Source organism: Duganella sp. AC917 (assembly GCF_979258245.1).
Genome location: NZ_OZ409848.1, coordinates 5,071,278 through 5,086,494, shown reverse-complemented (window position 1 = coordinate 5,086,494; position 15,217 = coordinate 5,071,278). Strand labels below are relative to the sequence as shown.

15 protein-coding genes are annotated in these 15,217 nt (G+C 64.0%); 10 read left to right on the top strand and 5 right to left on the bottom strand.

What is annotated here, in order from left to right:
* Positions 1–7 precede the first annotated feature (7 nt).
* From hisB to tatC, 10 genes are all read left to right on the top strand, one after another.
* A complete protein-coding gene (hisB, locus tag ACZ0BA_RS22165; RefSeq protein ID WP_090324507.1) occupies positions 8–598 on the top strand; it encodes an imidazoleglycerol-phosphate dehydratase HisB in 591 nt (196 codons plus the stop codon).
* Between the two features lie 19 nt (positions 599–617).
* A complete protein-coding gene (gene hisH, locus ACZ0BA_RS22160) occupies positions 618–1,256 on the top strand; it encodes an imidazole glycerol phosphate synthase subunit HisH (RefSeq protein ID WP_463453327.1) in 639 nt (212 codons plus the stop codon).
* Between the two features lie 52 nt (positions 1,257–1,308).
* Entirely contained in the window at positions 1,309–2,097 is a 789-nt protein-coding gene (hisA, locus tag ACZ0BA_RS22155) for a 1-(5-phosphoribosyl)-5-[(5-phosphoribosylamino)methylideneamino] imidazole-4-carboxamide isomerase (protein ID WP_463453326.1), read from the top strand.
* Between the two features lie 7 nt (positions 2,098–2,104).
* Entirely contained in the window at positions 2,105–2,869 is a 765-nt protein-coding gene (hisF, locus tag ACZ0BA_RS22150) for an imidazole glycerol phosphate synthase subunit HisF (RefSeq protein ID WP_463453325.1), read from the top strand.
* A gap of 20 nt (positions 2,870–2,889) precedes the next feature.
* Entirely contained in the window at positions 2,890–3,333 is a 444-nt protein-coding gene (gene hisI / locus ACZ0BA_RS22145; protein WP_463453324.1) for a phosphoribosyl-AMP cyclohydrolase, read from the top strand.
* Positions 3,330–3,671, top strand: coding sequence for a phosphoribosyl-ATP diphosphatase (locus ACZ0BA_RS22140; RefSeq protein ID WP_315399966.1), 342 nt, complete (start codon positions 3,330–3,332; stop codon positions 3,669–3,671). The genes hisI and ACZ0BA_RS22140 overlap by 4 nt, the downstream gene beginning before the upstream one ends.
* Positions 3,672–3,704: 33 nt before the next feature.
* Positions 3,705–4,076 carry a histidine triad nucleotide-binding protein gene (locus tag ACZ0BA_RS22135; protein ID WP_463453323.1) on the top strand — a complete coding sequence of 124 codons (372 nt, stop codon included), beginning with the start codon at positions 3,705–3,707 and terminating at the stop codon, positions 4,074–4,076.
* A 144-nt stretch (positions 4,077–4,220) separates the two neighbouring features.
* A complete protein-coding gene (gene tatA, locus ACZ0BA_RS22130; RefSeq protein ID WP_463453322.1) occupies positions 4,221–4,430 on the top strand; it encodes a Sec-independent protein translocase subunit TatA in 210 nt (69 codons plus the stop codon).
* Between the two features lie 55 nt (positions 4,431–4,485).
* Positions 4,486–4,986: a Sec-independent protein translocase protein TatB gene (gene tatB / locus ACZ0BA_RS22125; protein WP_463453321.1), complete on the top strand. Its 501-nt coding sequence runs from the start codon at positions 4,486–4,488 to the stop codon at positions 4,984–4,986.
* Positions 4,986–5,744, top strand: a complete 759-nt coding sequence (gene tatC / locus ACZ0BA_RS22120) for a twin-arginine translocase subunit TatC (protein WP_463453320.1) — start codon at positions 4,986–4,988, stop codon at positions 5,742–5,744. The genes tatB and tatC overlap by 1 nt, the downstream gene beginning before the upstream one ends.
* Here the strand turns inward: tatC and ACZ0BA_RS22115 are convergent, their stop codons facing one another.
* The 5 genes from ACZ0BA_RS22115 to ACZ0BA_RS22095 form a co-directional block, all read right to left on the bottom strand.
* The gene (locus ACZ0BA_RS22115; RefSeq protein WP_463453319.1) at positions 5,745–6,101 is read right to left on the bottom strand and encodes a CCDC90 family protein; all 357 of its coding nucleotides are present in this window, start codon (positions 6,099–6,101) and stop codon (positions 5,745–5,747) included.
* Positions 6,102–6,276: 175 nt separating this feature from the next.
* The gene (locus ACZ0BA_RS22110) at positions 6,277–8,238 is read right to left on the bottom strand and encodes a DUF885 domain-containing protein (protein ID WP_463453318.1); all 1,962 of its coding nucleotides are present in this window, start codon (positions 8,236–8,238) and stop codon (positions 6,277–6,279) included.
* Positions 8,239–8,399: 161 nt separating this feature from the next.
* On the bottom strand, positions 8,400–8,858 hold the full coding sequence (locus ACZ0BA_RS22105; protein ID WP_463453317.1) for a CBS domain-containing protein: 459 nt from the start codon (positions 8,856–8,858) through the stop codon (positions 8,400–8,402).
* Between the two features lie 89 nt (positions 8,859–8,947).
* On the bottom strand, positions 8,948–13,111 hold the full coding sequence (locus ACZ0BA_RS22100; protein WP_463453316.1) for an SNF2-related protein: 4,164 nt from the start codon (positions 13,109–13,111) through the stop codon (positions 8,948–8,950).
* A 7-nt stretch (positions 13,112–13,118) separates the two neighbouring features.
* Positions 13,119–15,101: a S9 family peptidase gene (locus ACZ0BA_RS22095; RefSeq protein ID WP_463453315.1), complete on the bottom strand. Its 1,983-nt coding sequence runs from the start codon at positions 15,099–15,101 to the stop codon at positions 13,119–13,121.
* Between the last annotated feature and the right edge of the window lie 116 nt (positions 15,102–15,217).

Sequence of the window (15,217 nt, the reverse complement as noted above, 5' to 3'; positions counted from 1 at the left end):
GCCCTTCATGAATCGCACCGCAGAAATCATCCGCAACACCAACGAGACGCAAGTCCGCGTTTCCATCAATCTCGACGGCACCGGCAAGCAAAAGCTGAACACCGGCGTGCCCTTCCTCGACCATATGCTGGACCAGATCGCCCGCCACGGCCTGTTCGACCTCGACGTCGAAGCCACCGGCGACATCCACATCGACAACCACCACACGGTCGAGGATGTCGGCATCACGCTGGGTATGGCGGTGGCCAAGGCCATCGGAGACCGCAAGGGCATCGTGCGCTACGGCCACTCCTACGTGCCGCTGGACGAGGCGCTGTCGCGCGTGGTGTTGGATTTCTCCGGCCGGCCAGGCATCGAATACCATATTCCGTTCACGCGCGCGATGATCGGCACCTTCGACGTCGACCTGACCCTGGAATTTTTCCGCGGCTTCGTCAACCACGCATTAGTGACCTTGCACATCGATAACTTGCGCGGCACCAACGCGCACCATCAGTGCGAAACCGTGTTCAAGGCCTTCGGCCGCGCGCTGCGCATGGCGTCCGAGTTGGACCCGCGTGCCGCCGGCACCATTCCGTCGACCAAAGGCAGCCTGTAAGGCTTAGCGAACCATCATTATGAATAAAATTGTCGTAGTTGATTACGGTATGGGTAATCTGCGTTCGGTCGCGCAAGCGCTGCGCGCGGTCGCCCCCGAGGCCAACGTGCTCATTTCGGGCGAAGTGGCCGATATCGAAAGCGCCGACCGCATCGTGCTGCCGGGCCAGGGCGCGATGCCGGACTGCATGCGCAGCCTGCGCGAATCCGGCGTGCAGGACGCGCTGATGGTGGCCGCCCGCAACAAGCCGCTGCTGGGCGTGTGCATCGGCGAGCAGATGCTGTTCGACGCCAGCGAGGAAGGCGCCGCCGCCGGCCTGGGCCTGCTGCCGGGCAAGGTGGTGCGCTTCCAGCTCGACGGCCAGTTGCAGGAGGACGGTTCGCGCTTCAAGGTGCCGCAGATGGGCTGGAACCAAGTCCAGCAAAACGCGTCCCACCCAATGTGGCAGGACATCGCCGACAACAGCTATTTTTACTTTGTACACAGTTACTTCGCGCAGCCGGAGCAGGGCGCGCACACCGTCGGCGTGACCGTCTACGGTGCGCCGTTCAGTTGCGCCGTCGCTCGTGATAATATTTTTGCCACACAGTTCCATCCGGAGAAAAGCGCCGCGACCGGACTGCAGTTGTACAAGAATTTCGTTCACTGGAACCCTTGATCTGCTCATTGATTCTTTTCCGAACCCTTTCACCTCTCACACTTAAACCATCATGCTGCTCATTCCTGCCATCGACCTCAAAGACGGTCACTGCGTTCGCTTGAAACAAGGCGATATGGAACTCGCCACCGTATTTTCCGAAGATCCGGCCGATATGGCTTTGCATTGGCTGAAGCAGGGCGCGCGCCGCCTGCATCTGGTCGATCTGAACGGCGCCTTCGCGGGCAAGCCGAAGAACGAGGGCGCCGTCAAGGCGATCCTGAAGGTGGTGCAGGAATACGCCGAGGAAAACGGCTTGGACGAGATCCCGGTCCAGCTGGGCGGCGGCATCCGCGACCTCGACACCATCGAGCGCTACCTGGACGCCGGCATCAGCTACGTCATCATCGGCACGGCCGCCGTCAAGGAGCCGGGCTTCCTGCACGACGCCTGCGGCGCCTTTCCGGGCCACATCATCGTCGGGCTTGACGCCAAGGACGGCAAGGTCGCCACCGACGGCTGGAGCAAGATGTCCGGCCACGAGGTCATCGACCTGGCCAAGAAGTTCGAGGCCTACGGCGTTGAATCGATCATCTACACCGACATCGGCCGCGACGGCATGATGGGCGGCGTCAACATCGACGCCACCGTCAAGCTGGCGCAGGCGGTCAAGATCCCGGTCATCGCCTCGGGCGGCCTGCACAACCTGGCCGACGTCGAAGCGCTGTGCGCGGTGCAGGACGAAGGCATCGAAGGCGTCATCTGCGGCCGCTCGATCTACGAAGGCACGATCGACCTGGCCTCGGCGCAACTGCGCGCCGACGAGCTCAGCGGCGACCTGATCGACGACGAAGAAGAATAAGGTTCCCATGCTCGCTAAACGCATCATTCCCTGCCTCGACGTGACCGATGGCCGCGTCGTCAAAGGCGTCAACTTCACCGAGCTGCGCGACGCCGGCGATCCGGTCGAGATCGCCCGCCGCTACGACGAGCAGGGCGCCGACGAACTCACTTTCCTCGACATCACCGCCACCAGCGACAACCGCGGCCTGATCCTGCACATCATCGAGGCCGTGGCTTCGCAGGTGTTCATACCGCTGACGGTCGGCGGCGGCGTGCGCGAGGTGGCCGACGTGCGCCGCCTGCTCAACGCCGGCGCGGACAAGGTCAGCATGAACTCGTCGGCCGTCAGCAATCCGCAACTGGTGTTCGACGCTTCGCAAAAGCACGGTTCGCAGTGCATCGTGGTGGCGATCGACGCCAAGCAGGTCTCACCCGGCAAGTGGGAAGTGTTCACCCACGGCGGCCGCAAGGCCACCGGCATCGACGCCATCGAGTGGGCCGTCAAAATGGAAAAACTGGGCGCCGGCGAAATCCTGCTCACCAGCATGGACCGCGACGGCACCAAGTCCGGCTTCGACCTGGGCCTGACGCGCGGCGTGTCCGACGCCATCGGCATCCCGGTGATCGCCTCGGGCGGCGTCGGCGGCCTGCAGGACCTGGCCGACGGCGTCAAGCTGGGCAAGGCGGACGCGGTGCTGGCGGCCAGCATCTTCCACTACGGCCAGCACACGGTGCAGGAAGCCAAACGTTTTATGGCACAACAGGGCATTCCGATGCGCCTGACCAATTGATCACAGCACTGGATAGCATGATGTCGACTCCCCCGAGCAGCCTTGCCAAGGCCAAATGGCTGAAAAAAATCCAATGGGACGAAAACGGCCTGGTGCCGGTCATCGCCCAGGAAGCCGGCAGCAATGACGTGCTGATGTTCGCCTGGATGAACCGCGACGCCCTGGCCAAAACGGTCGAGCTGGGCGAGGCGGTGTACTGGAGCCGTTCGCGCAAGAAACTGTGGCACAAGGGCGAGGAGTCCGGCCACACGCAAAAGGTGCTGGAAATCCGCCTCGACTGCGACGAGGACGTGGTGCTGCTCAAGATCGAGCAGGCCGGCGGCATCGCCTGCCACACCGGCCGGCATTCGTGCTTCTTCCAGAAATTCGAGGGCGACGCGCTCGAGGGCGACTGGCACAACAGCGAGCCGGTGCTGAAAGATCCATCCGATATTTACGCGGCAAAGCCGAAGAAGACCCCATGAGCACACAACTGGACCGCTTGGCCGAGCTGATCGAGTCACGCAAGCCGGCCAACGGCGGCGATCCCGCCGCTTCGTACGTGGCCAAGCTGTTCGCCAAGGGCGACGACGCCATCCTGAAAAAAATCGGCGAGGAGGCCACCGAGACCGTGATGGCCGCCAAAGACGCGCGCCACGCCGGCGGCGACGGCGCCAAGGTGTTGTACGAAGTGGCCGACCTGTGGTTCCATACGCTGGTGCTGCTGGCCCAGTTCGACCTGAAGCCGCAGCAGGTGCTCGACGAGCTGGCGCGCCGCGAAGGCGTCTCCGGCATCGCCGAAAAAGCCGCCCGCAAGGAATAACACCGTACTAACCGACCAATTGATGGAGTCGCCGTGGAAAACTGTTTATTTTGCAAGATAGCCGAAAAGAAAATTCCCTCGACGGCGGTGTACGAGGATGACGAGTTGCTTGCGTTCAAGGATATCCATCCGGCCGCGCCTGTGCATCTGCTGGTGATCCCCAAAAAACACATCGCGACCCTGTCCGACTGCAGCGCCAACGAGGCGCCGTTGCTGGGCAAGATGCTGGCGCTTGCCCCCCGTCTGGCAGAGGAATTCGGTTGTGCAGTGAGCTATGATGCGGACGGCACGCCGGGTGGCGGTTACAAGACGGTGATCAACAGTGGGCCGGACGGCGGGCAGGAGGTGTACCATCTGCATTTGCACGTGATCGGCGGCGCGCACCCCTGGCGCGGCGAGCGGTAAAAACCGTTCTCCGGACGGCATGGCGGTGGTTATATCGCTTGCCACATGACATCTACATGACACGCCGCTGTTCGCTTATACTGTCGCACGCGGTTCTCGAATCAACGGATAATCTGGGCGCATGCGCCTTGCAAGGGGAATATGATGGGTTCATTTAGTATTTGGCACTGGCTGATCGTTCTGGTGATTGTGATGCTGGTCTTCGGCACCAAGAAACTGAGCAATATGGGTTCCGACATCGGCAAGGCCGTCAAGGGCTTCAAGGATGGCGTCAAGGGCGACGACGACAAGCCGGTCACGCCGGCCGCGCCGGGCACCATCGACGTCGACGCCAAAGAGAAAAACAAGCTGTAAGCCGGTGCGGGTCCGCGAGTTATCGTCGGACCCGGCTTGCTGACGCGCATATCCTATGATCGATCTCGGTCTTACCAAACTTGCTGTGATCGGCGTGGTTGCGCTGATCGTCATCGGTCCCGAAAAGCTGCCCCGCGTGGCGCGCATGGCCGGGACCTTGTACGGGCGCGCCCAGCGCTACCTGAACGACGTCAAATCCGAGGTCACGCGCGAAATCGAGCTTGAGGAACTGAAAAACCTCCACAAGACGGTGCAGGACGCCGCCCAGAGCATCAAGAGCGATGTGGAAAACTCGATTTCGCAGAATATCTCCGAGGTTGAAAACGCCTGGCACGATACGCCGGCGTCGACCCCGGACACGTCCTCGTACGGCAGCGTCAGCACCGACGACCTGGCGCGCAAGGCGCGCGAGTTCCGCCGCAAGAAGGTGGTGCGCAGCGCCGCCATTCCGGCCTGGTACAAGCAGCGCCACGGCGGCAAGCTGCATGTGACCTCCGGCGCGGCGCGTGTCGCCCGTTTCCGCCCACGCGGCAATACCAACGCTAGCTTCTACTAATGACTACACCGAACCCCGGCGAAGAAACCTTCATCTCCCACCTGATCGAACTGCGCGACCGTCTGGTCAAGGCGTCGATCGGCGTGGCGCTGGTGTGCCTGGGGTTGATGATCTGGCCGGGGCCGGCGCAAATCTACGATTTCATCGCGCAGCCGATGATCGCGTCCTTGCCGGTCGGCTCGAAGATGATCGCCACCGGCGTCATTTCGCCGTTCCTGGTGCCGATGAAGGTGACCCTGGTGATTTCGATTATCCTGTCGCTGCCGTGGGTGCTGTACCAGCTGTGGGCGTTCGTCGCGCCCGGCCTTTACGCGCATGAAAAGCGCCTGATCGCGCCGCTGGTCATTTCGTCGTCGTTCCTGTTCATGTCGGGCGTGGCGTTCTGCTACTTCCTGGTGTTCGGCCGGGTGTTCCAGTTCATCGCCGAGTTCTCGCCGCAGTCCATCGCGGTGACGCCGGACATCGAGAACTATCTCGACTTCGTCATGTCGATGTGCCTGGCCTTCGGCGCGACCTTCGAGGTGCCGGTGGTGGTGGTGATCCTGGTGCGCATGGGATTTGTGACCGTGGCCAAGCTCAAGGAAATCCGTCCCTACGCCATCGTCGGCGCGTTTGTCATCGCCGCGATCGTTACGCCGCCGGATGCGGTCAGCATGTTCTCGCTGGCTATTCCGATGTGCCTGCTGTTCGAGTTGGGCTTGCTGGTGGCGCCGATGTTCGTGCGCATGTCGACGGCGCCGGAAGAGAAGCAGTCCTGATCAGCCCGGCAGCTTGGCAAAGAGCATGCCGACCAGCCCGAGCGTGACCACTTGCACCGCTAGCGTGACGCCAAGCAACCAGCGCACCGGGCGCAGTTTGGACTCGAGACGGGCGTCGATATACGCATAAAGCTCACCTTTCAGTAGGTCGATGCGCGAATACACCTCGCTTTTCAGCATGTCCATTCTCGACAGAAGCTCGCTTCTCACCAGCACCAGTTCGGCCGGCGTGACGCTGGCTGTCGCCAGCGCGTCGCTCAGCGCCTGCGCATGGGCATCGGCCTGATCGGTCGGGATGCCAGCTTCCGCCAACCTTCTGGCGTACTCAAGGGTATCGAATTTGATCGGCATGGTCATGATCACTCCCGGTATTTATCGTAGCAGAACCGGCCCTGCATGGGCTAAGCGACCATCGTATCGAATCGGTGGATGAGGCCTTTGCGCACTCGCAAGCGACCAATCGGCGGCCTAATGAAAACGGGGCGCCAACGTCTCCGCCAGCGCCCCGCTTCGCACGACCATTGCCGCGCAACTACTTCGTCATCAAGCCCTTGATCACCCGTACCGGCGCGCTGCCGTAGCTGAGGAATTGCTCGTGGAATTCCTTCAGGTTGAACTTGTCCCCCAAGGCTTGCTTGCGTTCCTCGCGCAATTCCATGATCTCGCTGTAGCCACTGAAATAGCTGGTCAGCTGCACCGACGACACCTGCACCCGGTGCCACTTCTCGACCGCTTCGGTGCGCGTCTGGAAGGCCTGGCGCGTCAGCAGGTCGACCGCCTGCTCCTCCGTCATGCCCAGCACGTGCACGCTGTAGTCGAGGATGGTGTTGGTCACGCTGCGCAGGTTCCACTTCGAATACATCAGCCACATTTCCGGCGCGTTGTCGCCGTAGCCGGACTCCAGCATCATGCGCTCGCCGTAGACGGCCCAGCCCTCGACCATCGCGCCGTTGCCGAAGATCGACTTGACGATCGACGGCGACTTGTTGGCATACACCAGCTGCGCGTAGTGGCCCGGAATCGCCTCGTGGATATTGAGGATCTGCAGTATCCAGTGGTTGTACTCGCGCAGGCTGCTCTCGGCCGCCTCCGCCGTCGCGCCGTCGAGCGGCGTGACGTTGTAGTAGGTGCGGTCCTGCGGCCGGTACGGTCCCGGCGCGTCGATGCTGGCGCCGGCCACACCCGCCTGATAGGCCGGCGTGGCGCGCACTTCAAGTTGCTTGTTGCGGTCCAGGGTCAGCAGGTTCTTGCTGATCACCCAGTCCTGCAGCACCGGGATCTGGCGTTTGATTTCGTTGACGAAATCCTCGCGCCGCACGTGGTTGGCCGACAGCTTGTCGATCATCATGCCGATCTTGGCGAACCGGTCCGCAGGCTTGGCCACGCCCGGCAGATACTTGTCCCACATTTCGTCGGAGAGGCGCTCCATGTTGGTCAGCAGTTCCTCGCGCGCGGTCAGCGCCTTCTGGTAGGTCTGCTCGGCGGTGCTGCCGGACTGGATGTCGTAGGCAAACTTCTGCTCGTACATCGCCTTGCCGATGCGGAAGGTGCGACGGCCACGCGTGTCCATCAGCTTGTCGATCTCGATCAGGAAGGTCACGTAGTTATCGACCGCCGTCAGCGCCGCGTTGACCCGCTGCGCGAACTGCTGCTTCTCGATCGGCGTCAGGATCGACGCCTGCGCCGCCTTGCCGATCTCGAGCAGCACTGTCTGCACGCCGGGCGCCTGCTTGATCGCCAGGCGCGTGTGTTCGCGGGTCGGGTTGACGATGTTGTTGCGCGCCGCCTCGTAATAGGCCGGAATACTGGCGATGCGCTTGAGCAGGGTGCGCAGGCGCTGCGGCTGGGCCGCGTATTCGGTGCTCAGGATCAGGTCCAGCGGACCGGCGACGTTGTAGCTGGCCGGGTTCCACTCGAACTCGCGCAAGGTGGTCAGGCGGAAGCGGTCGCTATCGAGCTTGTTGATCAGCAGCGCCAGATCGGTGCGCTGTTTGGGCGACAGCTGGCTGGCGTTGACCTTGCCGAAGCGCTGTTTCCAGTCGTCGATGAACGCCAGTTCCTTGGTTTGCGTGGCCGCGTCCGGAATGGTCAGCGTGGCGGCGGTGTCGTACTTGCCGGCGTAGATCGCGCTTTCCGAGTCGATGCGCCACAATGCGTTGAGGAATTGGTTACTGAGGGTGTCGAACGAGCGATCCTGGCGCCGTTCGGACACGGCGGCGGCGACGGGCCTGGTGGCGACCACTGCGGTTGTCGCCGCAGCGGCAGCCACGGCCTTGCCTTTGCCGCTCTTGCCACTCTTGCTGGTGCCGCCGCCCTTGCTGGCGGTGCCACTTTTAGTACCGGTTTTAACGGCGCTTTTGCCACCGCTTTTGTTACTCTTGGCGTTCTTGTTTTTACTGCTGGTGCTGGCGTCCTTGTTGGTGGGCGCCGCGCCGGCCGGGGCGAAAGCGAGTGCCGCCATCACCACAGCCAGTGCAATTTTTGTCTTGATCATCGTCTGCAGCCTTGTGTTGATTTTGACAAGGCACGCGTGTCCACATCATGCTGCGGCAAGCGGGCCAAGTCGAAGCGTTGGAGATTATCACTAATCGGCCCACTTGAGAGCGCTTGATACAAGACAAACCAGCCGAACAGAAAGATTTCGCCGCCATCTTCCTATGCTTGCGCGGACTGTTGCCCGCCGCCGATCGGCGCCGAAATATCGCGCAGCGTTTCCGCGGTTTCCTCGGGATCGGTGTCGGCTTCCGGATCGGTCAGGTCGGCCAGCGCGACGATGCCGATCAGCGTGTGGGTGTCGCGGCTGACCACGGGCACCCGGCGCACTTGCAGATCGCGCATGTCCTGCATCACCTCATCGATGGTCTGGTCCTCGTAGCAATGGCAGACATCCTCGGTCATCACTTCGTTCACCTGGGTCTCGTCGGGGCCGAGGCCGGCGGCGGTGGCGCGGATGGTGATGTCGCGATCGGTGATCATGCCGAGCAGACGGTTGCCTTCGGTGACCGGCAGCGCGCCGACATCCAGATCGTCCATCATCTCCGCCGCCTGGCGGATCGAATCCTCCGGTGAGACGCTGCTGACTTCCCTGCTCATAACTTCCGCAATGGTTTTCATCGTGTTTCTCCTTTACATGAACGTGGCGCCGGGCGGCGCCATGGACGTAAGATAGGACAGGCACAATGAAGTTCAAGGCGGTCTTCGTGTTATTTTTTTAAGCCTTCCTGCAGCATGTTGAGCATCTCGCCGGCCGACATGCGGCCCGACACATCACTACCCTCGAGCAGGCTGTCGGCCAGGTCGCGCTTGTGCTGGTGCAGGTCGACAATGCCTTCCTCGATCGTGTGGCGCGCCACGAGCCGGTAGATGGTCACCGGGCGCAACTGGCCCATGCGGTGCGCGCGGTCCGAGGCCTGGTCCTCCACTGCCGGGTTCCACCACGGGTCCATGTGGATCACGTAGTCGGCGGCGGTCAGGTTGATGCCGACCCCGCCCGCTTTCAAACTGATGAGGAAAACGTCGCCGGTGCCGGCCTGGAAGGCGTCCACGCGCTTCTTGCGGTCGGCCATCGAAGTCGAACCGTCGAGGTACTGGTAGCTGATGTCGTTGGCGTCCAGGTGCGCACGGATCAGCGACAGATGATCGACGAACTGGCTGAACACCAGCACCTTGTGGCGGTTCTCCAGCAGCCCTTCGAGCAGATGCGCGAACGCCGCCAGCTTGCTGCTGGCCAGCCCCAGCTCCGGCGCGATCAGGTTCGGATTGCAGCAGGCGCGCCGCAGCCGCATGATCTCGGCCAGGATCTGGATCGACTTCTTCTCGGCCGGGCCTTCGACGGCGGCCAGGTTTTCCAGCGCCGTGCGGCGCAGCGATTCGTACAGCGCCGTTTCCTCTTTCGACAGATCGACTTCCAGCGTGATCTCGGTGCGCGACGGCAGCTCGGTCAGCACCTGGGCCTTGGTCCGGCGCAGCATGAACGGCTGGATCAGGCGCCGCAAGCGGTTGCGCGCGCCCAGCTCCGCGCGGTGGTCCTGCGGTTTCTCGATCGGCGCGGCGAAGCGCAGGTTGAACTGCTCGATGCTGCCCAGCAGACCCGGGTTGATGAAGCGGAACAGGTTCCACAACTCGCCCAGATGGTTCTCCAGCGGCGTGCCGGTGGCGATCATGCGGAAGTCGCCCTTGAGCGCCATGACAGCCTGCGAGCGCTTCGTGGCGCCGTTCTTGATCGCCTGTGCCTCGTCAAGCACGATGGTGTTCCACTGCACGCCGGCGAATAGCGCCGACTCCAGCTGCAGCAGGCCGTAGCTGGCCACCACCACGTCGTACGGCTGCAAGGTCGACATGGTCCCGGCGCGGTCGCCGGCGCCGAACAGCTTGACGTTGAGGGTCGGCGCAAAGCGCGCCGTTTCGCTGATCCAGTTCATGCACACGGAGGTCGGCGCGATCACCAGGGTCGGGCCCTGCGGCGCGCGCGACAGGATCAGCGCGATCGCCTGCAAGGTTTTGCCGAGGCCCATATCGTCGGCCAGGCAGGCACCCACGCCCCAATGGGCAAGGCGCGACAGCCAGTTGTAGCCTTCGACCTGATAGTCGCGCAACTCGGCCTGCAAAGTGCTTGGCAGATGCGGCTCGAACGCCGCCTGCGACGCCATGCGCTGCAAGTGCTCCTTCCACAGCTTGTCCGCCTTCAGGCCACCGACATCGTCGGCCAGCTCCTCGAGCGCGAATGCGGCCAGCGGATGCAGGCGCACGCCGTCGGCGGTCAATTCGCCATACGCCGATACTTCGCGCAGGCGGCGGTGCAGTTCCTCGGTCAGCGCCAGGTAACGGTTCTCGCCCAGTTCCACGAAGCGGCTCTGGTTTTTCTGCATCAGCTCCAGCAGGGTGCGCAGGTCCATTACCTTGTCTTCGTCGATCTGCACTTCGCCGCTGGCCGCGAACCAGTCCTTGTTGCTCTTGATGGACAGGCGCACCTGCTTGGTCTCGACCTTGGCGGTGACGCGGAATTTTTCGCCCTCCGGCCAGGCCAGCACGATGCTGCCCGCCTTCATCTCCTGCAGCTCCACCAGCAACTGCAGGCACAGCGCCGGTTGCCCGAGCAGCCATTCGCCGTGATCCTGTTCGGCCGATTCCAGCACCGGACACTTGGCGATCAGCTCACGTTCCGCGTCACGCTCGTCGATCAGCTGGCGGCGCGCCTGTACCGGCTTGCCGCCGACATCGGCGATCACGCTGTCGGCGCCGGCGCCGGGCGCGTAATAGGCGCCGTTGGCCAGCGGCCGCACCAGGATCTGCATTTTCAGGCCGTGCTGGTACGGCAGCAGGTGCACGTGCAGGCGCGTGTCGGCCTCCACCTGCTGCATGTCCGGCGCGGCACCGCCGATGTCCGACTGCACCGTCACCAGCGACGAGATGGAACTGATCGCGTGCAGTACCTGCTGCTCGGCGTGCGCCGGCACGGTCAGGCTGTCGCCGACGATGGCGGCGATGCGGCGGTGCTCGTCGAGGATGTTGACCACGCGCAGGCGGGTCGGCGTCTCCTTGCTGACGATGACGAAGGAATTGTCGTCCGGGATGCGCGGCTGCAGGCGGATCTCCAGGTTGCCCGGGCTTTTCTTGATCAGCAGTTCCGGCTCGCCGGCCAGCATCTCCACCCGCGTGTCGGGCGCGTCGGCCCAGAACAGCAGCGGATGGCCGATCAGCGATACGGCCGCGCGCTGTGGATCGATCTCGTAGGCCAGCCCGGTGGAATGGTAGCTGCGGTGCGCCACCGAGATGGCCTCCGACACGCGCACGTCCTGCGGCGTCAGGAAGGAGAATTGCTCCGGCTCGAAGCGCAGCCGCTTCAGTCCCACCGCGCGGCCTTTGCTCCACAAACCGCGCGCATCGCGCTTTTGCTCGACCGGCGCGACGTCGGTCAGGCCGTGGCGGTTGTCGTAGGTCAGCTGCCACACCAGGCGCGAAGCGCCGGCCGCTTCGGCCGTGACGGGCTGCTGAAGATTGATCAACGCCGACAACTGCCGCTGCCACGCTTCCTCACGCTCGAACCACACCGTCATGTCCGGAATGCCGAGGCTTGTGCGCAGGGCGCCGGCGTGGCGCTGCTGCTCGACATCGCCCAGGTGGCCGAGCAGGGTCGCCGCTTGCGCCGCGATGAACAGGTAGCCGGCGCGTTCGGCGTTGTCGCGCAGCTCCTGCAGTTCCAGGCGCCGCTCTGCCAACTGGGGCAGCGACAGCCAAAAATACAGCAGGCACTGGAACAACTGCGTCTGTGGGGCTGGGTCCCAAGGCAGCGCGGAGACGACATCCGTTTGCATGGTGCCGGCGCGTATCTGGCGCAGCATGTCGATCTGCTGGTGGATGGCGGTGTCGTAATTGGCTGGCAGCCGTACCGCGATCTCCAGGTAGGCGTCCGCCGCCTTTTGATGTTTGGGGTCTTCACTGCGCAGCAGCGACAGCAGATAAAGGTAAGCACCGATACCGGCGAACAGGTGTTTGCGCTTGCCCGTTTCGCGCCGCAGCAGCTTGAGCGCCGCCTCGTAGCCGGCAAGGGCCGCGCCGGTGGCGCCGCGCAGCAGCACGATGGTGCTGGCCAGGAACTGGCTTTGGGGGCCGGCCGTGCGTTCTAGATAACGCTTGGCGTCGTCCAGGCGGCCGCACAGGATGGCGTCCTCCGCCAGCACCAGGCGCAGTTCCGGGCCGATGTCGTCCTTGGCGGCCAGCCGGCGTTGCAGGTGCTGTTCGCAAAACTCCCGAATCGTCGGCACGGTCGGCAATTCGCGTTTGGCGTTTGCCAGCAGCACCGCCAGCACATCGTCCTGTAGAAGCGGATGGACGCGCGCGATCATGCCCGGCTCGAACGGCCGGCCGAAGATGTCGATGATCGGGTGCAGCTGCGCGGCCTCGTAGCTGCCCAGGCAGAAAGCCTGGATCGGCTGGACTTGCTGCGGCGCCTGGCCGCGCAAAAGACCCATGCGCAGGCGCGCCATGCCGGCGCGGTAGCTGCGCGGCTCGACGCTATTCCAGGTCTGGCGCATCGGCACCAGTTCGTCGTAGGCATCGCACAGGTCGTCCAGCGCGTGGGTGCCGATCGAAGCGCGCATGGCCGGCCAGCGCAGCTTGGGATTGCAGGCGAAGCCGCGCCCGGTGACGACGCTGATGAAGGCCAGCCGTTCCAGCTTACGCATCGATTCGTCCAGCGTGGCGACGTTGTAGCGGTGGCCGTCCTTGTCCTCGATGCGCGCCTTGTTCAGGTGATCGAGGATGGCGGTGCGCCCGACCGGCTCGCCAATCAGGGCGAGCAGCGCCAGTATCATTTTTTCGTTGAATTCAAGCGCGTCAAATTCGGCAAGCAGCTTCGGGTCGGCCATGCGTCAATCAGTCTTTCAGGTTATCGATGTGAACAGGCGCTGCCGCCGACGGATCGCGCAAGCCGGGGTTCAGCTTCAGTACGCGCTGGTAGAAGTACAGCTCCGCCTCCAGCGTGCGCACGATGTTCTCGCCCCTGCGGAAGCCGTGGCCTTCGCCCTCCAGCGGCACATAGGCCACCGGCACGCCGCGCGCCTTGAGCGCGTCGACCATCATCTCCGATTGCTGCGGCGGCACGACCTTGTCGTCCAGGCCCTGGAAAAAGATCATCGGGCGCGCCAGCTTGTCGGTGTGGTTGATCGGCGAGCGTTCCTGGTACAGCGCTTGCGCCTGCGGTTGCGGCGCGATCAGGTAGGCGGTGTAGCGCGATTCGAATTTGTGCGAGTCGTCGTCCAGCCCTTGCAGGTCGGAGACGCCGTAGTAGCTGGCGCCGACCTTGAAGACATCGTGGAAGGTCAGCGCGCACAGCGTCGTCAGGCCGCCGGCGCTGCCGCCACGGATGATCAGGCGATCGTTGTCGGCCAGGCCGCGTTCCACCAGCGCGCGGGCGCCGGCCACGCAGTCCTCGACATCGACGATGCCCCACTGGCCCTTGAGCAGGTCGCGGTAGGCGCGCCCGAAGCCGGTGCTGCCGCCGTAGTTCACATCCAGCACGCCGAAGCCCCGGCTGGTCCAGTACTGGGTCGCCAGCTTGAGCGTGTTGACGGTCATGCCGGTCGGGCCGCCGTGGCTGATAACGATCACCGGCGGCTTGGTGCCGTCGGGCGCACGCACGTCGCGGTTGCGCGGCGCGTAGAAGAACGCGTGCGATGTACGCCCGTTGGCGCTCGGGTAGCTGATATTGGCGGGGATCGACAGGTTGTCCTCGTCGGGCAGGTCGGCGATCGACTGCGCCAGGATCTCCACACCTTCCTCGGTAAAGTCGATGCGCGCCAGTTCCAGCGGGATCGACGGGCCGCCCGCCAGCATGGCGATGTAGCCGGGCGCCACGCGCAGCTCGCGGATTTCCTCGTACGGGTTGGCGATCGCTTCGAGCTTGCCGCTGCCCGGCAGCAGGCGCGCCAGCCGGCTCACGCCCTTGTCGATATAGGTGCAGATGATTTCGGAAGCCGAGCGGAAGCCGTACATCGAATTGCCGAAGGTCCAGTGGGGCGAGCCGAATTCCGCGTCCATCGGGCACAGCGCCTCGATGCGCAGGTCGGCGCACCGGCGGTACAGGTTCCACCAGCCGCTGCGATCGGAGACGAAGTGCAGCAGGCCGTCGGGCGACCATTCCGGCTGGCAGATCGATTCCTCGGCGCCGCCGGCCACACGCACCGGCGTTGCCAGCGTGCCGTCGGCCTGGAACTCGGCCAGCCAAAGGGTCGTGCCTTCCCAAGGCATGCGCGGGTGGTCCCAGGTCAGCCACGCCAGCGTGCGACCGTCCGGCGACAGCCTTGGCGACGAATAGAAATCGGCGCCTTGCGCCAGGACCGTTTCGGCGCCGTCGGCGATGCCGATCGCACAAATGGTGTTCGATGGCTCGCCGTGGCCATCCTCGGCGTGCAGTTCGCGCACGCCGATCAGCCGCGCGCGTGGGCGGTCGACCACCAAATCGGCGAAGCGCTGCTTGCCGGCCGTCGTCAGCGCCACCGGGGCGGCCTGGGACTCGTCATCGGCGGCGAAATCGAGCCGGTGGACACGGTTGTCTGCGAAATGGGAGAAATAGACCGTCTCGCCATCGACCGCGTAGGCGCCGCCGCCGTATTCGTGCACGCGGCTGCGCACATTGAACGGCGCCGGCGTCAGTTCGTCGGTGGCGGCGCCATGGTGGCGCAGCAGCGTGTTGCGGCCCGCCTCGGCGGCGCGTCCGGCCAGCCAGAAGATATCGCCGCCGTCGGCGCCGCCCAGCATCAGCGATGACAGCGGCGTGGCGCCGGCCGCCACCCGTTCGGCGCTGATGGTCGATGGCCAGGTGCCGTATTCGGCGATGGTCAATGCTTCTGATGTCATGGTGGCTCCGTGGGCGTTGGTTGGGCTGTAGGGCGGGGTGCTAGGATGATAGAGAAAGGCGGGGCATTGTTCCAGCCTGCGCGCAAAAAAATCGGCGCGGAGTGCGATAATAGTCC